The sequence below is a fragment of the Clostridium sp. 1001275B_160808_H3 genome (assembly GCF_015550425.1).
Classification (GTDB): domain Bacteria; phylum Bacillota; class Clostridia; order Clostridiales; family Clostridiaceae; genus Clostridium.
Genome location: NZ_JADNAT010000001.1, coordinates 233,928 through 255,369, shown reverse-complemented (window position 1 = coordinate 255,369; position 21,442 = coordinate 233,928). Strand labels below are relative to the sequence as shown.

The following is a 21,442-nucleotide window of genomic DNA, read 5'->3' as shown; positions in this document are numbered from 1 at the left end:
AAATAATTAGATTACGTTTCTTATCAAGAGTGGTGGAGGGACTGGCCCTGTGAAACCCAGCAACCTGTAATAGGATTAAATGATAAGTCTAATTTGTGTTAGATAAAATTTATTCTTATTAAGTTTGGTGCTAAATCCTGCAGCTTTTTTGCTGATAGATGAGAGAATAGATTAATATGTGAATTTACGCGCACTAGAGATTTATTCTCCGGTGCGCTTTTTATTTTGCTTTAAGTTTCATAAAAGGGGGAATGACTTGTGATTAAAATTAATAACTTAAGTAAAAGATTCAATGATGTTGAAGTTATAAAGGGAGTTTCACTTAAGATAGAAGAAGGAGAAATATACGGAATTATAGGGCATAGTGGGGCAGGAAAATCTACATTACTTAGATGCATAAATGGCCTAGAGAGCTATGAAAATGGATCAATTACAGTAATGGGAAGAGAAGTTAAAAAACTGAATGGACTAGAGCTTAGGGAGTTTAGAAAAAAGCTAGGAATGATATTTCAAGGATTCAATTTGCTCAATAGAAAAACAGTATCTGAAAATATAGCATTACCATTAGATGTATGGGGATATGAAGAAGAATATAAAAAATATAAGATTGAAAATAAAGAAAAAGGAATAAAGTCTTGTAGCTATAATAAATTTAAGAAAGAAAGAATAAAGGACAGAGTAGCTGAACTTCTAGATTTAGTAGGACTTTCAGAAAAAGCAGATGTAAAACCAGCAAGCTTAAGTGGCGGACAAAAGCAAAGAGTAGCAATAGCAAGGGCTTTAGCATTAGAGCCTAAGATTTTACTTTGTGATGAAGCTACTTCAGCTCTAGATCCTAAAATAACAAAAGATATACTATCACTTTTATCAAAGATAAATAAAGAATTAGGTATAACAATTGTAATTGTTACCCATCAAATGGAGGTAGTTAAAGAGGTTTGTGAAAAAGTTGCTTTAATAGAAGGGGGCATTTTAAAAGCAGAAGGTAATTCAGAGGACTTATTTTTAAAACCAGAAATCTCTCTTAAGAAATTTTTAGGAGAGCAGGATGATGAGTTACTACCTACAAATGGGATTAACATAAAGCTATTTTTTCCAAGTACATCATCAGAAAATGCTATTATTACAAAAATGGCTAGAGAGTTAGATATAGATTTTTCAATAGTTTGGGGGAAATTAGAAAAATTTAGAGAAGATGTGCTTGGGAACTTAGTAATAAATGTAGATCTAAATGATAAAGAAAGAGTAATAGAATATTTAGAAAGTAAAAATGTGGTATTGGAGGTGCTTAATTAATGTCAGAAATATTAATACCAGCGTTTAATAAAACAATTGCAATGGTTTTTTTCTCAACATTATTTTCGCTTATATTAGGATTTATACCAGCAATTATATTAGTAGTTACAGCTCCGAATGGATTAAATCCTAACAAGATTATATATAGAGTTTTAGATACAATAATAAATATATTAAGAGGGTTCCCATTTTTAATTTTAATGGTAGCAATAATACCACTTACAAAGTTAATAGTAGGAAAGTCAATTGGTACACCAGCAGCTATAGTTCCACTAACAATAGCAGCAGCACCTTTTGTAGCAAGAATAATAGAATCATCCTTAAAAGAAGTAGATCCAGGAGTTGTAGAAGCAGCCAAATCATTTGGGGCATCTAATACACAAATAATTTTTAAGGTTATGCTAAAAGAGGCAGTTCCATCAATAATATCAGGATTAACATTAACTGTGATAAGTATAATAGGATATTCAGCTATGGCTGGAACAGTAGGTGGTGGCGGACTTGGTGATGTAGCAATAAGATATGGATATCAAAGATATCAAACAGATGTTATGATTGTGACAGTAATAATTCTAATAATAATCGTACAAGCATTACAGTCACTAGGAAACTATCTATATAAAAAATTATCAAAATAAAGTTTATAAAAATTAAATTAATATATAGAAGATAAATGTATGAAAGACATTTAACTAAAAGAACTCTATAAGAGTTATATCCTAAATTATCAATTGTCAATTATGCATTATCAATTATTTCGAGGGGGTTAAAGAAATGAAAAAAAAATCAATTTTATCATTATTATTAACAGGGGCTTTAGCAATAAGTTTAATAGGTTGTGGAAATGCAAATAAGGAAAATGAAACAGGGGCAAAGAGTGAAGATAAAACAATAACAATAGGGGTTACTCCAGTTCCTCATAAGGAAATAGTAGAAGAGATAAAACCTGATCTTGAGGCAGAAGGATATACAGTAAAAATAGTAGAGTTTACAGATTATGTAACACCTAACACAGCTTTATCAGAAAGTGAATTAGATGCAAACTACTTCCAAACAATTGCATATTTAGATGAAACTAATGAAGGAAAAGGCTTAGATTTAACTTATACAAAAGGTATTCACTTAGAACCTTTAGGGGTTTATTCTTCTAATATTAAGGATTTAAATGAATTAGAAGAAGGAGCGACAGTTGCAGTACCAAATGATCCATCAAATGAAGCAAGAGCTTTAAGAGTACTAGAAGGTGCAGGGTTAATAAAGTTAAAAGACGGTGAATTAGTTACACCAAATGATATAACAGAGAATCCTAAGAAACTTAAATTTGAAGAGCTTGAAGCGGCTCAATTACCAAGAGTTTTAGAAGAAGTAGGTATTGCCGTTATTAATGGAAACTATGCCCTTGAAGCAGGATTGAATCCAGCTGAAAATGCTATTTATTTAGAAGATGCAACTAACGATGCTTCAAAAAAATATTATAATGTATTGGCTGTAAAAAAAGGAAACGAAGATAGTGATAAAATACAAGCTTTAACAAAGGCTTTAACATCAGATAAAGTTAAGAAATTTATTGAAGAGAAATATAATGGATCAGTAATTCCAGCTTTCTAGAAATTAATTAAAATATAAAGAATTTAAGAGATTTATTGAAAAGAAATATAGTAAAATATAAAAATTAAAATGGAAGAGTAAGTAAGAAAATAAGCTTTTACTTGCTCTTTTAATTTGCATTTAGAATTATAAGAATTTATATATGATATAATAATTATAAAAATATAATTAAAATAATGCTTTGAAATAGGGGGCATAGATGAAAAAAGTACATGTTTTATCAATTATTATACTCATATTATTTTTACAAGGATGTACTAAAAAAGAGGAAGTTATAGAGTGTGATAAAAGTAATTTTATAACAAATAGCATAAAAGACGAAAATATGGATGAGAAGATAGGTTCAAATATAGATAAAAAGATAGATGAAATAGTAGGAGATTATAAGGATAATATATCTATATACTATAAGAATCTAAATACAAATGAGGAATATATATTAAATGCAGATAAATATTATGTAGCAGCAAGTACAACGAAAGTACCTTTATGTATGATGATTTTAGATCAAGTTTTTGAAGGTACAATATCATTAGAAGATACTATTTATTATGAAGAAGCAGATAGTGAAGGTGGAAGTGGAGTTTTATACTACTTGCCAGAAGTGCCGGACATAACTATTGGAGAAGCTGTTTATTTATCTATTGTTGAATCAGATAATGTTGCTAAAAATATGTTACATAGAATAAGCGATATATCATTAACAGATTATTTAAGAGGTATAACGGAAGATGATAGTATTCCTTATGAAAATTATATTACAGCAGAGCAGCTATATATAGTATTAAAAAGATTATATGAAAATCCAGATAATAATCCTTACTATGAAAAACTTATAGAATACATGAAAGAAACTGTATTTCATGATAGAATAGATAAATATGTGCCTTATGATATAGTATCGCATAAAATTGGAGATTATTATAGATATTATCATGATTTTGGAATAGTATATGCTAAAGATCCTTATATAATAGTAATATTAACAAAGGACATAGGTGATTTAAGTGAGGAGCCTTATGAAAATGGAAGTGAAGATGAAAGATACCTTTTAGATTGGGGTAATGAAGCCTATGAAATGATAGCAAATATATCAAAAGAAATATACTTAATGGTTGAGGAAGATTATTAATAGGTGAAAAATATGGAAAAATTATATTACATAGATCAATATTTAAAAGACTTTGAAGCAAAAATTGTAGGTATTAAAAAAATAGATAGTAAATTTCATTTAGCCTTAGATAGAACAGCATTTTTCCCAGGTGGTGGAGGCCAAGTTTGTGATTTAGGTGAGTTAAATGGAGTAAAGGTATTAGATGTATATGAAGAAAATAGGGAAATATATCATGTTGTTTCAGAAGATATATCAGACCAAATTAACGTTAAAGGTAAGATTGATTGGGATAGAAGAGAAGATGGAATGCATCAGCATTTAGCTCAACATGTATTATCAGGATGCTTTTTTAAACTTTTTAATAGAAATACATTAAGTATTCATTTAGGAAAAGATATTAGCACAGTAGATATTATTGGGTATTTAACTGAAGATCAAATAAGAAAAGCTGAAAAAATGGCAAATGAGATAATAAGAGAAAATATTTTAGTAGAGAGCTTAGTACCTAGCGAAAAAGAGCTGGAAAATATGAATTTAAGAAGAGATTTGCCTAATACAGAAGAAGAAATAAGAGTTGTTAAAATTGGTGATTTAGATATTAATGCTTGTTGTGGGGTTCATCCAAAGAAAACTTTAGATTTAAAATTAATTAAAATTAGAAAACACGAAAAAAATAAAGATAATACTAGAATTGAGTTTTTAGCTGGAGAAAGAGCAATTAAAGATTCTTTATTTAAAGATAAAGTATTAAAAGATATATGTAATTATTTAAGTAGTAATGAGGAAGAGGCATTAAATAGTATTAAAAATTTAAAAAATAATATAGACGGTTTGAATAATTTAAAAAGAAAACTAGAAGAAGATCTTATAGAATATGAAATAGAAAATATGATCCTTAATTCAAGTAAAGAAACTGATTTGACAATTATAACAAAGATATTTAATGAAAGAAGTATTGATTATATAAGAAAATTAGCTAATAGATTAGTTGATAGAGGTAATATTATTTGTTTATTTGCAACTATAAATAATAATAAATCCAATATATTATTTTCATGCTCTAAAGAGTTGGAGAAAGTTAATATGGGGCAACTTTTAAAAGAATCAATTAAGGAAATAAAGGGAAAAGGTGGAGGAAATAAAATATTGGCTCAAGGATCAGGAGAAAATATAGATATTGAAAATTATATTAATAGTATCAAAAATAAAGTAAAAGAAAATGAAATTTAATGGAAAGCTACTCCTAGATTTGAGAATTTGGAGTAGCTTTTATGTTTTTCTAATAATTAATGAAGATATTAGGACTATAAGATGATTAATTTTTCTATTTGTCAAAAATGAAGATGGAGATATTAATTTTGTAACCAAGTGTTGAAGTTATAAGTATACTAAATTATGAATTAATACAATATTTATATTCTTATATATAAATAATAGGAGGGACAGAATTGGCAAAATGGGTGTTAGATGCAGCACATGGAGGCAATGACCCAGGGGCAATAGGAAAACATGGTAGAAGAGAAGCTGATATAGTCTTAGAAGCAGTATATGAAGCTAAAAGATTGTTAGAAAGAAATGGAGAAATAGTATTACTGACTAGAGCATCAGATGCAAATTTAGATGCAAAAGACAGGGTAAATATAGCCAATAACTGGAATGCAGATTATTTTGTTAGCTTCCATATGAATTCCTTTGTTGATGATTCAATAAAAGGAAGTGAAATAGTAATCTTTGAAAAAGGAGGTAAATCAGAAGATTTAGCAAAATTTATTAAAGATGAGCTATTAGCAAATTTAAAGTCTAATGATAGAGGAATAAAAGAAGCAAGTTATACTGTGCTAAGAGAAACTAATATGCCTGCGGTCATAATTGAAGCAGAATTTATATCTAACGAAGACATAGAGAAAAACTTTAGTAGTATTAAATATGGGTACATGGTAGCCAAAGCTTGTTTAGCTATGGTTGATAAGGTTTTAATTGATATTCCAATAAAAAAACCTAAAACTCCAGCAAGAGAAGGATGGAGAATTTGTTTAGGATATTATCGGGATTATGAAGAAGCAGAAGAAGAGTTAATTAAATTAAATAAAAATGGGCTTAAAGGAGCTTATATTGTTCCATACCCTGAGGAAAATGGGAAAAGTGAAAATGTGAAAGAGTAAAGAGTTAAGGAAATAACTTAGAGTAGCCGAGTTATGAAAAGAGAAAAAGTTGAAGCTATGAAAAAGTAAAATAATGAAGGAAAACTATTCTAAGGCAGTAAAATCAAGGACTTCAAAGGGGCTAACGTTTCGTTAGCCCATTTGAAATTGTGTAGTAAACCTCTTGAATGGATTGAAACATTTAGATAAAATATATCAAAGTAAGTAGGACGGTGTTACTTTTGAAGAAGATACCTACTTTTATGTTGCTAATAGGAACTGTTTTATCATTAAATTTCCTCGCAAATAATCAGACTAATGTAGTTGGTGATTACGATAAGAAATAGGTGTAGAAATAACAGTATTATTTGACATATATGAAAATAGCTTTGAGTAGAATAGTATTTATGAAATATATTGGAGTTACTAAAATAAAGAATTAAAAAGGAAGTCGCGTTTCGCGACTCCCATGTAAAATAGGTAATTAAAATTTTGAATTTATGTATATTAATTAAAAATAAAATAAATTAAAAATAGAATAAATTAAAAATAGAATAAATTAAAAATAGAATAAATTAAATTTGTTACCAAGTAAATATATGCTTGGTTTTTTTGTTATGAAAAATATTTCTTGGTGTCTCGGAACAATTTATAAGAAAAGTAGTATAATATAATTAAGTAGTAAAAAATATTTTAGTAATAAATAATTATGGATCAATAAAAATAAGAGGAGAATGAGAATGAATTATTTAGATTTATATCTGCAAAGGAATAACAGTAAGAGATATGATGTATATAAAAAAACTGGAGTTAGTCAACAATTGCTTGCAACTCATACAAATAAGAAAATAGAAAAGTATTCAAATAAGGTAATAATGGCTTTAGCTGAAACTTTAAATAAAACTCCAGGTACTGTATTGGATGAACTTATAGCTTTAGAACAAGAAAATCCAGCATTTGAAGCTTTTAATCCATCAGAATTATTAATTGGATTAGAGTATAAATATGACATTATAATTATAAAAGGGGCTTATTGTAATGAGATATATAAGCTGATGAAAGGACAACTTTCAGAGACAGAGAGTATGGGGTTTGAGCTAGGTAGTGCAGGAGTAGCAAGTGTTCTTGCTTATGCAATTAATATGGTAAGGGACTTATTTAGTAATTCGGATAAACTTCAAAAAGAAATAGAAAGAAAAATAATATTATATAAATTAGTAGAAGCAAGTCATGAGCAATTAATCTTAAGATTAAAACAACTTGATTATTAGGGAAAATTCACAAAAGGTTTCATTAGGTCAAGAGACATATATGAAAATATTAGAATTAACTTTTGAGGCTGAGCCAATTTTTAAAACATTCATTTATCAAAATACTCTTTATAGGATACAAATTGATGGACTAAATACTAGCAATCCATATAAAAGAAGGATTGTAGGAAATAGATTAATTGAAAGAGAAGAATTAGATAGAGTCTCATACGACTTATATTATAATGATAGTTTTATGGAAACTGTTTTTTGGTATAGAAAAGTACAATAGAAAAATAGGGGGCTGTGCATAATTAGAAATGTAAAATTTAGAATGTAGAGTTAAGGTGAATACTACTGAAAGTAGTTTTTAAATAATATAAATTTAAGTATTTCAGGATGAAATACTACCTTAATTTTAAATTTTACATTGGTATAACTTTATGCAACAGCTCCTTTTAAATTTTTATTTATTAAATTTTTTCATTAAATAAGCTGTATATTTCTTTTTCGTCCAAAGTTTCTTCTTCTATAAGATTCATAGCTATTTTATTTAGAATTTTTTTATTCTCTTTAAGCAATTCTAAAGTTTCTTCATATAGTGAATTAACAAGTTCCCTACATTCTTCAACTATTGGATTTCCATAACTATTTGAAAGAGGTCCGAGGCTAGATAGTTTTAATAAACCTAATGTTTTTCCCATGCCATATTCTGAAATCATGGACATTGCCATTTCTGTTGTTTGACTTAGGTCACCTTGAGCTCCAGTTGAAATTTTATCTTTTCCGAATATAATTTCTTCTGCTGCTCTTCCGCCAAGGAGTACCATAATTCTATTTTTTAGATAATCTAATCTTTGATAAGAACTATCTTTAGGTATAGTTAATGTATAACCACCAGCACCTTTAGTTGTTGGAATTATAGTTATTTTTGAAACTTTATCGTCAGGTGTTTTTAATAATGAAACAAGAGCATGTCCAGCTTCATGGTATGAAGTTAATAGCTTATCTTCTTCAAGATAATGACTTCTTTCCTTTTTCTCATAACCAGCAAGAACAATAGAGTATGCTTTATTTATATGATCTTGAGTCAGCGAGACAGAATTTTCTTTGGCTGCTATAATTGCAGCTTCATTAATTAAGCTTTCTAGTTTTGCACCTGAAAAGTATGCAGTTTTTTTAGCGATATCTTTTAAATCAATGATATCGTGAGGCTTGTTTTCTAAATGTAATGATATTATTTTTTCTCTAGCACTTATATCAGGTAATGAAACCTCTATATGTCTATCAAATCTACCAGGTCTTAATAATGCTGAATCAAGAGTATCTAATCTATTAGTTGCAGCAATAACAACTATTCCTTCTTGTTCACCAAAGCCTGACATTTCGGTTAATAGAGCATTTAAGGTTTGATCTCTTTCATCATTTCCACTAGATGCACTAGAGCCACCTCTTTTTTTACCTATTGCATCTATTTCATCTATAAATATAACAGCTTTACCTTGAACTTTTGCCTTTTTAAATAAATTTCTTATCCTAGCAGCACCAACCCCTACATATACTTGTACGAAGTCTGATCCACTTAATGCATAGAAAGGAACTTTAGCCTCACCAGCAACTGCTTTAGCAAGTAAGGTTTTACCTGTACCTGGAGAACCATAAAGGATAACTCCTTTTGGCATTCTAGCACCATAATCTTTATATTTTTGAGGGTTCTTAAGAAAATCTACTATATCCATAAGGCTTTCTTTTGCTTCTTCATTACCAGCTACAGAATCAAAGTTTAGAGCATTTTGATCTTCTGAAAAATCTTTAACATCTAAATTAGTCATGCTTGATGATCCAAGTTTTCTTTTATTAATAGTTACAAAAACAATTGAAACAATTGATATCAAAAGAATACTTGAAGCAACTGTTTTAGGAGTACTTGTACTATTTTGATCTAATACTTCTATATTATGTGTTAATAACTCTTCTTTCAAAGTAGGACTATCAGGATCATTTGTTGAATATTTTGTTCCATCTTTTAAGAATACAGTTAAATTAGAGTTATTATTAAAAATAACCTTGGAAATATTATTACTAGTTATATCTTCTAAAAAACCTGAATATTGTTTATTATGATTAGCTTTGGAGCCAAAACTTGTATATCCCAAAACTAATGTAGAAAAAATAGCAGTAACTATTGGTATCCAAATTATATTTTTCTTTATTTTATTCATCATTACCTCCTAAATAGAAGATGGATTTCTAAGAATATTGTAACATTTAAAAATATTTAGTCTAATTAAAATCATATATTTTTCCAATGTAAGTATTGGTGAATCTGTAAAATTGAAAAGATATCTTTTAAAAGTCTTACAAATAGAGTATACTTTAAGTTAAATTATTGACTAATTAGACTAATATCTTTAACAAGTAATATAGCAAGGAGAGGTTTTAAAAATGCTTAACTCAACTGTATTAACGTCAGAAGATATTACTGAGATAATCAATTTAAAAGGAAAAGAAAAAGGAATAGAGGTAACCCATATAGAAATTACTAATGGAGTAGCATTTTCAGGGAAAATTAGGGCGAAAATAAATGCTAGCTTTAAAGGAGTTATATATATAAAAAGTTTTTGTAATAATAAAATAATATTAGAAGCACAAAATTTAAATATAACTAGCTTAGGGTTATTGAAGGGAGCAAGCAATGTAATATTAAAGGCCATTGTAAAAATGCTTGGAGAAGATTATATAAATATAAAAGATAATAATATAATAATTGATTTAAATAAGGTAAAGAGTGATGGTACTTTATATAACACATCCATAAGTGACGTATATATTAAGGACAAGGCTTTATATATAATTGGGACAAATTTGGACATGTATTTAAATGCATAAATAACTTGTATTATAGGAGGTAATTATGAATATATCAGGGGTTAAGGTTTCGTTAACAGGAGAGGACTTATTAAGTATTATAAATGATTTTGTAAAGGTAGAAGGATTAAATTTATCTAAGATTGAAATTGGTGAGGAAATAAAATTATTTGGAAGCTACGTTAAAGGTTTTAAAATAGATTTTATTGCTGGAGTAAAAATTAAAAGAGTTGAAAATGGAATTATTCATGGGGAAGTTTCTTCATTTAAAATAGCTAAAATTAAGGTGTTTTCTTTATTAAGAAAAATGGCATTAAAATATACGCTTAAGTCATTAGAAGAAAAAGGAATAAATTATGAAGACGGAAAAATTGTTATAAATTTAAAAAGCTTACTAAAAGAAGTGCCTTATGTAGACCTAGATATTGCAGATATACATATTAAACAAAATATATTAAATGTGGATGTAGCAAATATAAATATTTCTTTAGATGGAAACTTAAAAAAGGAAGAAACTGAAGCTTTTGAAGATGAAGATGAAGAAGTCATTGAAGAAATTGATGAAAATATAGAAAAAGTAAAAGATTGTTATAGTAGTGGAAGAGGATATTTAGAAAATAAATTACCACAAAAAATAAAGACATATAGTGATTATTTATTTATAATACCAGATATGGCGGCTTTATTATATAGATTATTAAAAGATAAGAGAGTACCAGTTAAGACTAAGTTAATAATATCAGGAGCAATTGCATATATCGCATTTCCAACGGATATAATACCAGATAATATTCCCTTTATAGGTAAAGTAGATGAAATAGCAGTGGCGTTTTTTGCTATTGATAGGATTATAGCTGATGTTTCAACTAACATAATATTAGAAAACTGGGAAGGGAAAAATGATATAGTTCTAGTTATTAAAAATATAATAGAATATGTTACTAACTTTACTGGTGCAAGAAATGTGGAAAAAGTTTATAATTTTGTGGAAGAAGTCATGTCATTATAAAATAATGTACAATATTTGAAGATAATTTTAAGGAGCATAGAGTATGGGTAAAAAAGTTTATGCAATAAAAGAAGGATTTAATTCTACTACTAATGAAAAAGTAGAAAATATAATCGTTAATACATGGGCAGAATGTTTGAAATATGTAAAGGGTGTTAAGGGGGCAAAATATAAGAGCTTTGAAGATATAAATGAAGCTAAAAAGTTCTTAGAAGAAGGTAGTAAGTTATTAAAAAAGGGGATAGATAAATATCCAGAAGATTGTTTGCATATATATGTTGATGGAAGTTATAGTATAAGTTCTGAAAAGTATTCTTATGGATTAGTTGCAGTTAGAGATAATGTTATAGAATATATAGAATCATCAGCAGCAAAGGATAATACTAAAAGTAATATCAGACAAATTGCAGGAGAATTGGAAGCATCAATAAAAGGTGTTGAATATGCAATAAGGAATAAGGATAAAAAAGTTGTTATATTCCATGATTATGAAGGTATAGCCCATCATGCTACTGGATTTTGGGAAAGAAGAGAAGAATCATCTATTAATTACTATAATAAAATGAATGAATTAATTAATAGTGGCATAGAAGTTATTTTTGTAAAAGTTGATAGCCATACAGGTGATTTATTTAATGAAATTGCTGATGAAAAATGCAAACAAGAATTATCAATTGTTTCAGATAGAGTAGTTGATAAATGGCTAGATAAAAATGAATTATATGTAGCTAGTAACAAAATTAAAAAAGAAATACTAGAAATTGTTAGTGGAAAAGAAGAGAAAATAATAGTTGTAGGAAATAGTGAAGAGGATGTAGCCATATCACTTGATTCATATAATAATGAAGATTCTTCTAATGAAAATCCTACTAATATAGAAAATGAAAGTGTGAAAATAATAAATCAGTTAAATGTATTTATGAAAAAAATATCTTTAGAAAATCAGCTAGATGTATTAAAGTACGCTGAATATTTATATAATAAACAAAAATAATATAAATTCCATAATTTTCATAGAGTAAAGAAGATAATATTACTAATAATAAGTATATCTAATCAAGAATATTTATAGAGGTGATAATTATGGCAAAGATGATGAGAAGTATGGCAGCTGGTGCAATGCTAGGAATGGCAGTAAGCGCTATGGTTTTACCACAACTAGATAGAAGGACACAAAGAAATATAAGAAGAGCTAGTAAGAGAGCAATTAATATGGCTGGCGATGCTTATGATACAATAATGGGTTATATGAAGTAAAAGAGTAGGAAATCTACTCTTTTTTTGTTGTTATTATTAAAATAGCACTATAATTTATATAAATTCAATAACAATATTTACAATTTTTATAGTATTTTAGATATATTTAATGATATAATAAATAAAAAATGAAAAAATATTCTAAATTTGATTATAAAATTTATAATTTGACGAAAAAAATCTAATCTATAAAGTAGTTCAGTAACAATTACTATTTAAATTTGTTAAATTATGATATAATTGAATAAAAACAAAAAATTTGAAAAATTATTAATTTATAGTAATGAAAAGGAAGAGTATTGATGGAAATTCTTGCATTAGGGGAAAAAATAAAGAGAAGAAGAAAAGAATTAGATATGACCCTTAAAGATTTAGCTGGAGATAGGATAACCCCTGGACAAATAAGTTTGGTAGAATCAGGAAGATCTAATCCTTCTATGGATTTATTAGAATACTTAGCAGGTGCATTACAAACTTCAGTTGAGTACTTAATGGAGTCTGAAGAAACTCAGGCTGAAAAGATTAGTATTTATTATGAACAAGTTGCTGAATCTTATATTTTATCAGGAGATTATATAACAGGAGAAAAATATATAGAAAATGCTTTATATTATGTAGAAAAATATAATTTGGAATATAGAAAGGCAAAAATACTATATCTAAGGGCTGAAATATACATGGCTAAGGGCGAACTAACTTTAGCACAGCAATTTTTCTTATCATCAAACGTAATATTTATTAAAAATAATAATTATGAGGAAATTATAAATACTTTTTTAAATTTGGGTAAAATAACATTGAAGTTAAAAGCATATCATTCTGCTAATAGTTATTTAAGACAAGCTGAAAAGGTCTACTTAGATAATAGTATTGGCGATGATTCATTGCTTGGGGAAATATATTATTATATGGCTAGATCCTATTTTAAAACTGAAAATATAGGAAAGGCAATAGATTATTCATTTTTAGCAAAAAGTAAATTTGAGCAAGTTCAGAATAGAGAAGAGTATGCTAAAACTTTACTATTAATATCTGAAGAATATAATAAAAAGGGAGATCTAACTAATGCTATTAAGTACTCTCAAAAAACTTTGGAAGTATATAAAGAATTAGAAGAACTGAATAATATATCTGAAATAGAGAATAATTTAGGTAAGTTATTTTATGAGTTTGAAAATATAGAGGAATCCTTTAAACATTATGAAATATCTAAAGATATAAGAATGAGGAGAAAAGACTACAAGATAATAGATACTTTAATAAATATATGTGAGAATTATATTAAGTTAAAGAATATTTCTAAGTGTGAGGAAGTATTAGAAGAAATTGCTTCATATATGGAAGAAGATGATATGGAGAAATTAATAGATTTAAATATATTATGGTATAGAATTTATACAATAAAAGAAATGTCTAAAGAAGCGGAATATATTTTATTAGATACTTATAAGTTAGCTAGAACGAGCAATTTAAAGAAGCAATCTGCTCAGTTAGCAATTATGATAGGAAAATTTTATATAGATAATAAAAGAGATTTTGAAGCAGCTAAATATTTAGATGAAGGAGTTAATATTTTTAAGGAAATAGGAATACTTAAAAATTAACTCAAGCGGGGGTTTAAATGGAAATATTATCAACTGGAGAAAAAATTAAAAGAGCAAGGGTATATCAAGGGATAACTTTAAAAGAATTATGTGGAGATAAAGTATCCATATCAAAAATGAGCTGCATTGAGAATGGAAAAATAAAGGCAGATAAAGATATTCTAGAATATATATCTAACAAGCTTAAAATTGATTATGATTATTTAGTTAGAGATGTTGAAGAACAAATAGTTAGTAATCTTGAATTAATTAGAAATAATTCAATACCAGAAGATGAAATAGATGATGTGATAAACCATAATTTAAATTATGCTTTAGAATATTCCTATGATGATTTAGCGTTTGAGCTTATGCATATACTGTTTAATTTTTATGTGGAAAAAAATAAGGTTGAAAATATACAAATTATAATATCTCAATATTATGATTTGTACCAAAAAAATAATACTCGTGAGAATACAATAACTTACTACATAGATATGGCTACATTTTTTTATAGTATTAAAGAGTATAATGAAGCAGTAAATTATTATAGTAGAGCAAAGGATCTTATAAAGGATTCTGAGAAGTTCGATAAAGAAAAATATTCATATATTTGCTATAAAGAAGGAAAGTCTTATGAAAAATTAGGATTATTACAAGAAACTTATAATTCTATAAAAGAAGCAATAGATTACATAACTTATATTGATGGTGATATTGAAAAAGGAGATATATACCATTGTTTTGCTACTGCATGTATTAAATTAAGAAAAAGTGATGCGGATAAATATATAAAATTAGCGTATGAATGCCAAAAGGAAAATACAATGATTTTAGCTTTAGCAAAAGGAAAAAATGGTGAGAGTTATTTTTATGTAAATGAAAGAGAAAAAGCCATTAAAGAGATTAAAGATGGAATAGACTTATTTCCACCTGATAATAAGGCGAAGTATGTTAAATTTTTAAATAAGTGTATAAAAACTCTTTATAATAATGAAGAGTACGATGTTGCATATGAAATTACTGATACAACATTAAATTTAGCTATTGATACGAATGATATAGTATTAATAGAAGAAGCTTATTATTTAAAAGGAATGATACTTCAAAAGAAGGGGCTATATATTCAAGCAGAAATGTATATGAATTTATCTTTGGATTCTTTATTTAAGTTTGCTAATAAAGAAAAAAGATATGAAAGATATTTAGACATGGCAGAAATGTATTATAAGCTAGGCGAAGTGAAGGATTCCCTAAAGTATTTTACTTTAGCTATGAAATTAGAAAAAGAATAAATAAAAGGTAGATTAGCCACCTTTTATTTATTCTTTTTCTAATTAAATATATAATAAATACTATAAACTTCAAGTTTCTATAGAATTTTTATTTTATCTATGCAGTTATTTAGATGGATGTAAAATTGCAGTTAACATGCTTAATATTGAGTATTTTGATAATATACCAGGCATAAAGAATAAGCCTCTCATTAAATAATCAATCCTTTCTAAACTTTTTTAGTTTATTATTATGATTAAATTATAGTTTAATCTAAGTATAAAAGCATTGACTTAAGTGTTGATATTTAAGTACATTTAAGTTATTAAAATTAAAATAAATAAATTAAAAAAGTACAAAGAAACCATAAAATTTGGTTTCTTTGTACTTTATTTAATACTTTTTATTAAAATTAGCTTAGCAGCATAACCCCTAAGTTCAGTAATTATATTTAGTATTACATTTTTCTTTGAATATTTAAATTCTATCTTAGGAAAAGATGCTTTGTGCAGAATTTCCTTTTCCTCTTTATTAAGTCTATCTGGTGAACCCATGGATAACCAATAATTATATGAAGATCCAACTCTTTCACTAATCTCGTAAGTAATGATTCTAGAAGATTTTTTTATATTTTCAATGTTTAAGGAAATTTTTCTTTTATATATTTTTCTTTTACCACGCTTAGTAAAAATATCTTCGAAGTTTTGCATTTCATTCAATTCATCATTATATGAATATAGCAAAATACAATATTCATCGTCCTTTTTAGTTACAATATATCCATTTTCCATTGCAACTATTTCATTTCCTAATTTGCTAAGCAAGTAATATGCGTAATAGGATGGTTTTCTAATTCCCATATCATTAACAAGTCCAGGGGCTCCTATAAATACTTCATTTGTTAGACTTATTTCTTTTTCTAAAACATCAAAAGCTCTTAAGAAGCTTAATGAGTTTTTATTAAAAATAGTATTATGAATTATATATGGAAGCATATAAGCAGTATCATAAATTTTATTTAAGCTTTTATCACATATAAAATCATTTTCAATGACATCTAAATTATACTCTTCAATTAAAAATGCACTTAATGACTTTTTGGTGTTTTTAGATATAGCTGGTGTAAATTGAAATTTAAATTGCGATACATCAATATAATCTATCTCTGAAAAATATTCAAAGAAGCTAGTTAGAACTTGTTTATATTTATCAAAAGTAAAATTAGAGTTATCAATTAATATAAGTGGTTTTAAATCTATATAATCTAAAAATTCTATTACACTTTTGGCTTTATTCCAATTATAAAAATCGGCTTTAGGAAATACTCCCATATCACTATTAAACATATTTTCGAGCCTTACATAATTAAAATGAAGTTCTTCTTGAATTTCTTCAAGAATATCTTTATTATCTTCTAATAATAAATCAAAGGCATCATCTAAATTTATAACTTCACTATAATCCTTGTTGAATTCTCCAAGACTATTATCCATATTTACATGAATTTTCCACAATTTATTTTCATAGTTAAAACGTTCATAATCATCTAATTCAGAAGATAAATATTCTAAAGCTTCTTCAAGTTTTAATATATCTATTTTTTTAATTTCTTCAAGTTCTTTTTCAGTTAATTTATTTTTCTTTCTATACTGAAGTGGAGTACAACCATAATAATTTTTAAAGTTTTTATTTAAATATCTTACATGAGAAAAACCAACTTCATCAGATATATCTGAAATACTCAAATCACTATCTAATAAAAGCTTAACAGATTCTTCAACTCTAGTTTGGTTAACTAAATCAGTAAAGCTATTTCCAGTTGCGTATTTAATCTCATGAGATAGATAATGAGGACTTAAGAATTCTTTTTTCGCAATTTCTTGTAAAGTTATATTGCTATCATAATTATTAAATATATATTTAGAAATTCTATGATATCGAGCTAATTGCTCAGTTTTTTCTTTTAGCTCTTCTTTTTCATAAGTTAAGTAGTGGAAGTTATTTATAAGGTGATATAATAAATCTATTAAAATTGATTCAATTTCCTTATCATAATCATCAAGTTTTTGAATAGCTTCACATAAGAGTTTGGCTAAAAAATTTCTAAGAAGATCATATTCTTCACCTTCTTGAGCACCATCATCAGTAGAATTTGTATAGAAGAATATATTGTTTATATCTTTATAATATTTTTCAAAAAAGTAAGGATCTATATGAAATATTAATACCTTATTATCTTCATTACTATAAATTCTGTGAGCCTCATCAACATTTATTATTTCTAATTCTTTCTCAAGTAACTCAAATGAGTCAGTATCTATATTAATGTTAACACTCCCACGTAAAACATATAATATTTCAATAGAATTATGCCAGTGAATAGGGTATTCTTGTATATTTGCATAAGTTATTTTAATTGGAGCATCTTCCTGGTAACTCACATATTCTCTTCTCATAAAATCCCCTCTTTTCTAATAGAATTAAGTTATAATTTAATTATAGCTTATTTATTAATAAATATAAAATTTTCAAAAAAATAAGCAAAATAAACTTTGACTTTCTTTGACTTTTGTATTATTATATGAATATAAGGATATATTAAATATGTTTGAGGTTGTAAATGTGAGGAGGAGTTAAGCATGAATATAGATAAAATGACCTTAAGAGTACAAGAAGCATTAAACAATGCTAGTTTAGTAGCGGTTAAATATAACCATCAACAAGTAGAGTTAATTCATCTATTTTGTGCATTAGTGGAACAAGAGGATGGATTAATACCAAATATTTTAACTAAGATGGGAGTTAGAGTTAAATCATTAGATGAAGATTTAAATAAAGTACTAGATAATAAGCCAAAGGTTTTGGGAGAAGGTGCTAACTCCTCTGGAGTTTATGCTACAAGACAAATCGAAGAAGTTTTAGTCAAGGCTGAAGATATAGCTAAAAAATTTGAGGATTCTTATATAAGCGTAGAGCATTTAATGCTTGCAATAATTGAAGTAGATAAAAATGGAGAAGTTAAAAGGTTATTAGATAAATATAATATAAACAAGAAGAATTTCATGGAAATTCTAAAAGAAGTAAGAGGAAATCAAAGAGTAGAAACACAAGATCCAGAAGGAACATATGATGCGCTTAGCAAGTATGGAACTAATCTTACAGACTTAGCTAAAAAACATAAGCTTGACCCAGTTATAGGAAGAGATGATGAAATTAGAAGAACAATTAGAATACTTTCAAGAAGAACAAAAAATAATCCAGTGCTAATTGGAGAACCTGGTGTTGGTAAAACTGCAATTGTAGAAGGATTGGCAGAGAGAATAGTTAGAGGGGATGTACCAGAAGGTTTAAAAGATAAAGTAATTTTCTCGTTAGATATGGGTTCCCTTATTGCGGGAGCTAAATATAGGGGTGAATTTGAAGAAAGATTAAAAGCTGTATTAAAAGAAGTTCAAAGTAGTGAAGGTAGAATAATCTTATTTATAGATGAAATTCATACTATAGTTGGAGCAGGAAAAACTGATGGCGCCATGGATGCAGGTAATTTAATAAAACCATTACTAGCAAGAGGAGAGCTTCATTGTATAGGTGCTACAACTTTTGATGAATACAGACAATATATAGAAAAGGATAAAGCGTTAGAAAGAAGATTTCAACCTGTAGTTGTAGAAGAACCTACAGTAGAAGATGCTATATCTATACTAAGAGGGTTAAAAGAAAGATTTGAAATTCACCATGGTGTGAGAATACATGATACTGCTTTAATAGCAGCAGCAAAATTATCTCATAGATATATTCAAGATAGATATTTACCAGATAAAGCTATAGATTTAATAGATGAAGCTGGAGCTATGATAAGAACAGAAATAGATTCATTACCAACAGAATTAGATAATATAAGAAGAAAGCAATTCCAATTAGAAATTGAAAAAGAAGCTTTAACTAAGGAAAGTGATGAAGGTTCTAAGAAAAAGCTAGTAGCTTTAGAAAAAGAAATAGCAGAATTAAAAACTAAAAATGATGAAATGACTGCAAAATTTGAAAAGGAAAAAGATGCAATAGTTAATTTAAGAGATTTAAAATCTAAATTAGATGATGCAAGAGGAGATCTAGAAGCAGCTCAAAGAAGCTATGACTATAATAAGGCAGCAGAAATTCAATATAGTGTTATTCCAGCATTAGAAGAAGAAATTAGACAAAAGGAAGTGGACGTAAAAGAAAATTACGAAGGAGCTCTTTTAAAAGAAGAAGTAACCGAGGAGGAAGTTTCTAAAATTCTTTCTAAGTGGACTGGAATCCCAGTTACAAATTTATTAGAAGGAGAAAGAGAAAAACTTCTAAGATTAGAAAATGAAATGCAAAGAAGAGTAATTGGTCAAGAAGAAGCTATAACAGCTGTTTCTAATGCAATATTAAGAGCAAGGGCAGGATTAAAAGATGTAAATAAGCCAATTGGTTCATTTATATTCTTAGGACCTACAGGAGTTGGTAAAACAGAACTTGCAAAAACTTTAGCAAGAAATCTATTTGATTCAGAAGAAAATATAATAAGAATTGATATGTCTGAATATATGGAAAAACATTCAGTATCTAGATTAGTTGGAGCGCCTCCAGGATATGTAGGATATGATGAAGGTGGGCAACTTACTGAAGCTGTAAGAAGAAATCCATATAGTGTGATACTATTTGATGAAATTGAAAAAGCACATGAAGATGTATTTAATATGTTCTTACAAATTCTGGATGATGGAAGATTAACTGATAATAAAGGTAAAACTGTTGATTTTAGAAATACTATAATAATTATGACATCTAATATAGGAAGTAGCTATCTTCTAGAAAATAAAAATGAAGATATAGTTGATGAAAATATAAAAACTCAAGTTATGAATGAAATGAAATTAAGATTTAAACCAGAGTTCTTAAATAGAGTAGATGATATAATTATGTTTAAGCCATTATCAGAAACTGGAATTAAGAAGATAATAGATATATTCTTGAAAGAAGTTTCAAGTAGATTGAAAGATAAGAATATTACTTTAGAAGTAACAGATGAAGCAAAGACAATTATGGCAAGAGAGGGATATGATCCAGTATATGGAGCAAGACCATTAAAAAGATATATACAAAATAGCCTAGAAAATAATTTAGCAAGAAAGATTATAAAAGGTGAAATTGGATATGGATCAAATGTAGTTGTTGATGCAAAGGAAGAAGAAATAGTAATTAAATAATTGAACTTAATGATATGTATTAGCTTTCCTATTTTTATATAATGTCGAATACAATTCTAGATTTAATACATATCATTAATGAGGCTAATTTTTTATTTAATTATCTTAATTTATGAAATATAAGTTGGCTAAGAAAAATAGACTGTAAAATAAGCCTAGCACTTTTTTCGTAGCTATTTAGCTTATGGAACATATTCTACTTATCTTTGACAACTTATATTTCTTAATTTAATTTTTTCATTATTTCACTAAAAAAGTTGTTGACAAAATCCGACCTTTTGGGTTATTATATACAACGTAGCAAATATGCGTGTTTAGCTCAGCTGGATAGAGCAACGCCCTTCTAAGGCGTGGGCCAGGAGTTCGAATCTCTTAACACGCACCAAGCTTATGGTTTACTAGCTCAATCGGTAGAGCACTTGACTTTTAATCAAGGTGTACCGGGTTCGATTCCCGGGTAAGCCACCATATTAAGTTCATTGATAAAATGAGCTTTTTTGTGCGGAAGTGGCTCAATGGTAGAGCGTCACCTTGCCAAGGTGAATGTTGCGGGTTCGAGTCCCGTCTTTCGCTCCATAAGGAAAAGAGAAGTGGATAAACACTTCTCTTTTTTATTTTAACTACTTAATTTTTGATTCGTATTGTTCAACCATTCTCTTAACCATTTCTCCACCAACACTACCGCATTGTTTTGAAGTAAGGTCTCCATTATAGTCTGAGAAAGGTACTCCCATTTCATTAGCTACTTCATTTTTGAATTTAGCTAATCCTTGTTTAGCTTCTGGAACTAATTTTCTGTTACTT

General features: G+C 27.4%; 18 protein-coding genes, 3 tRNA genes and 1 riboswitch. Of the genes, 18 read left to right on the top strand and 3 right to left on the bottom strand.

The genetic code is table 11. The features are described 5' to 3' along the window. The first annotated feature begins 17 nt into the window (after positions 1-17). Positions 18-165: riboswitch (SAM riboswitch) on the top strand. A gap of 93 nt (positions 166-258) precedes the next feature. From I2A75_RS01220 to I2A75_RS01185, 8 genes are all read left to right on the top strand, one after another. Next, positions 259-1,296, top strand: coding sequence for a methionine ABC transporter ATP-binding protein (locus I2A75_RS01220; protein WP_195262649.1), 1,038 nt, complete (start codon positions 259-261; stop codon positions 1,294-1,296). After that, complete coding sequence (locus I2A75_RS01215) at positions 1,296-1,934, top strand: methionine ABC transporter permease (protein WP_195262648.1); 639 nt, start codon at positions 1,296-1,298, stop codon at positions 1,932-1,934. The genes I2A75_RS01220 and I2A75_RS01215 overlap by 1 nt, the downstream gene beginning before the upstream one ends. A gap of 136 nt (positions 1,935-2,070) precedes the next feature. Next, positions 2,071-2,904: a MetQ/NlpA family ABC transporter substrate-binding protein gene (locus tag I2A75_RS01210; RefSeq protein WP_195262647.1), complete on the top strand. Its 834-nt coding sequence runs from the start codon at positions 2,071-2,073 to the stop codon at positions 2,902-2,904. Positions 2,905-3,103: 199 nt separating this feature from the next. Continuing rightward, a complete protein-coding gene (locus I2A75_RS01205; protein WP_195262646.1) occupies positions 3,104-4,036 on the top strand; it encodes a serine hydrolase in 933 nt (310 codons plus the stop codon). Between the two features lie 12 nt (positions 4,037-4,048). Then, positions 4,049-5,248 carry a DHHA1 domain-containing protein gene (locus I2A75_RS01200; protein ID WP_195262645.1) on the top strand — a complete coding sequence of 400 codons (1,200 nt, stop codon included), beginning with the start codon at positions 4,049-4,051 and terminating at the stop codon, positions 5,246-5,248. Between the two features lie 218 nt (positions 5,249-5,466). Next, positions 5,467-6,180, top strand: a complete 714-nt coding sequence (locus I2A75_RS01195) for an N-acetylmuramoyl-L-alanine amidase (RefSeq protein WP_195262644.1) — start codon at positions 5,467-5,469, stop codon at positions 6,178-6,180. Positions 6,181-6,899: 719 nt separating this feature from the next. Then, complete coding sequence (locus tag I2A75_RS01190) at positions 6,900-7,430, top strand: helix-turn-helix domain-containing protein (protein ID WP_195262643.1); 531 nt, start codon at positions 6,900-6,902, stop codon at positions 7,428-7,430. 40 nt (positions 7,431-7,470) lie between these two features. Further along, a complete protein-coding gene (locus I2A75_RS01185; protein WP_195262642.1) occupies positions 7,471-7,701 on the top strand; it encodes a hypothetical protein in 231 nt (76 codons plus the stop codon). A 181-nt stretch (positions 7,702-7,882) separates the two neighbouring features. On the opposite strand, the gene I2A75_RS01180 is transcribed toward I2A75_RS01185, so the two are convergent. Continuing rightward, a complete protein-coding gene (locus I2A75_RS01180) occupies positions 7,883-9,631 on the bottom strand; it encodes an FtsH/Yme1/Tma family ATP-dependent metallopeptidase (RefSeq protein WP_195262641.1) in 1,749 nt (582 codons plus the stop codon). Positions 9,632-9,854: 223 nt separating this feature from the next. Here I2A75_RS01180 and I2A75_RS01175 point away from each other — a divergent pair, with 223 nt between their 5' ends. From I2A75_RS01175 to I2A75_RS01150, 6 genes are all read left to right on the top strand, one after another. Further along, entirely contained in the window at positions 9,855-10,298 is a 444-nt protein-coding gene (locus I2A75_RS01175) for a hypothetical protein (RefSeq protein WP_195262640.1), read from the top strand. A gap of 25 nt (positions 10,299-10,323) precedes the next feature. Beyond that, on the top strand, positions 10,324-11,286 hold the full coding sequence (locus I2A75_RS01170; protein ID WP_195262639.1) for a YkvA family protein: 963 nt from the start codon (positions 10,324-10,326) through the stop codon (positions 11,284-11,286). Between the two features lie 43 nt (positions 11,287-11,329). Next, positions 11,330-12,280: a ribonuclease H family protein gene (locus I2A75_RS01165; protein ID WP_195262638.1), complete on the top strand. Its 951-nt coding sequence runs from the start codon at positions 11,330-11,332 to the stop codon at positions 12,278-12,280. Positions 12,281-12,369: 89 nt separating this feature from the next. After that, positions 12,370-12,543 carry a YtxH domain-containing protein gene (locus tag I2A75_RS01160; RefSeq protein WP_195262637.1) on the top strand — a complete coding sequence of 58 codons (174 nt, stop codon included), beginning with the start codon at positions 12,370-12,372 and terminating at the stop codon, positions 12,541-12,543. Positions 12,544-12,845: 302 nt separating this feature from the next. Further along, entirely contained in the window at positions 12,846-14,147 is a 1,302-nt protein-coding gene (locus I2A75_RS01155; protein ID WP_195262787.1) for a helix-turn-helix domain-containing protein, read from the top strand. A 17-nt stretch (positions 14,148-14,164) separates the two neighbouring features. Then, the gene (locus tag I2A75_RS01150) at positions 14,165-15,424 is read left to right on the top strand and encodes a helix-turn-helix transcriptional regulator (protein WP_195262636.1); all 1,260 of its coding nucleotides are present in this window, start codon (positions 14,165-14,167) and stop codon (positions 15,422-15,424) included. A 369-nt stretch (positions 15,425-15,793) separates the two neighbouring features. On the opposite strand, the gene I2A75_RS01145 is transcribed toward I2A75_RS01150, so the two are convergent. Then, positions 15,794-17,860, bottom strand: coding sequence for a helix-turn-helix domain-containing protein (locus tag I2A75_RS01145; RefSeq protein WP_195262635.1), 2,067 nt, complete (start codon positions 17,858-17,860; stop codon positions 15,794-15,796). Positions 17,861-18,043: 183 nt separating this feature from the next. Here I2A75_RS01145 and clpB point away from each other — a divergent pair, with 183 nt between their 5' ends. From clpB to I2A75_RS01125, 4 genes are all read left to right on the top strand, one after another. Then, positions 18,044-20,638, top strand: a complete 2,595-nt coding sequence (clpB, locus tag I2A75_RS01140; RefSeq protein WP_195262634.1) for an ATP-dependent chaperone ClpB — start codon at positions 18,044-18,046, stop codon at positions 20,636-20,638. Positions 20,639-20,946: 308 nt separating this feature from the next. Then, a tRNA-Arg gene (locus I2A75_RS01135) sits at positions 20,947-21,023 on the top strand. Positions 21,024-21,030: 7 nt separating this feature from the next. Next, a tRNA-Lys gene (locus I2A75_RS01130) sits at positions 21,031-21,106 on the top strand. Positions 21,107-21,139: 33 nt separating this feature from the next. Continuing rightward, a tRNA-Gly gene (locus tag I2A75_RS01125) sits at positions 21,140-21,214 on the top strand. A 44-nt stretch (positions 21,215-21,258) separates the two neighbouring features. On the opposite strand, the gene I2A75_RS01120 is transcribed toward I2A75_RS01125, so the two are convergent. After that, a partial coding sequence (locus tag I2A75_RS01120; protein WP_195262633.1) for an alpha/beta-type small acid-soluble spore protein occupies positions 21,259-21,442 on the bottom strand: 184 nt, incomplete at its 5' end.

Coding starts and splice junctions, on each gene's coding strand:
- I2A75_RS01215 (WP_195262648.1), top strand. CDS start 1,296: ATGTCAGAAATATTAATACCAGCGTTTAATAAAACAATTGCAATGGTT.
- I2A75_RS01210 (WP_195262647.1), top strand. CDS start 2,071: ATGAAAAAAAAATCAATTTTATCATTATTATTAACAGGGGCTTTAGCA.
- I2A75_RS01205 (WP_195262646.1), top strand. CDS start 3,104: ATGAAAAAAGTACATGTTTTATCAATTATTATACTCATATTATTTTTA.
- I2A75_RS01200 (WP_195262645.1), top strand. CDS start 4,049: ATGGAAAAATTATATTACATAGATCAATATTTAAAAGACTTTGAAGCA.
- I2A75_RS01190 (WP_195262643.1), top strand. CDS start 6,900: ATGAATTATTTAGATTTATATCTGCAAAGGAATAACAGTAAGAGATAT.
- I2A75_RS01185 (WP_195262642.1), top strand. CDS start 7,471: ATGAAAATATTAGAATTAACTTTTGAGGCTGAGCCAATTTTTAAAACA.
- I2A75_RS01180 (WP_195262641.1), bottom strand. CDS start 9,631: ATGAATAAAATAAAGAAAAATATAATTTGGATACCAATAGTTACTGCT.
- I2A75_RS01175 (WP_195262640.1), top strand. CDS start 9,855: ATGCTTAACTCAACTGTATTAACGTCAGAAGATATTACTGAGATAATC.
- I2A75_RS01170 (WP_195262639.1), top strand. CDS start 10,324: ATGAATATATCAGGGGTTAAGGTTTCGTTAACAGGAGAGGACTTATTA.
- I2A75_RS01165 (WP_195262638.1), top strand. CDS start 11,330: ATGGGTAAAAAAGTTTATGCAATAAAAGAAGGATTTAATTCTACTACT.
- I2A75_RS01160 (WP_195262637.1), top strand. CDS start 12,370: ATGGCAAAGATGATGAGAAGTATGGCAGCTGGTGCAATGCTAGGAATG.
- I2A75_RS01155 (WP_195262787.1), top strand. CDS start 12,846: ATGGAAATTCTTGCATTAGGGGAAAAAATAAAGAGAAGAAGAAAAGAA.
- I2A75_RS01150 (WP_195262636.1), top strand. CDS start 14,165: ATGGAAATATTATCAACTGGAGAAAAAATTAAAAGAGCAAGGGTATAT.
- I2A75_RS01145 (WP_195262635.1), bottom strand. CDS start 17,860: ATGAGAAGAGAATATGTGAGTTACCAGGAAGATGCTCCAATTAAAATA.
- clpB (WP_195262634.1), top strand. CDS start 18,044: ATGAATATAGATAAAATGACCTTAAGAGTACAAGAAGCATTAAACAAT.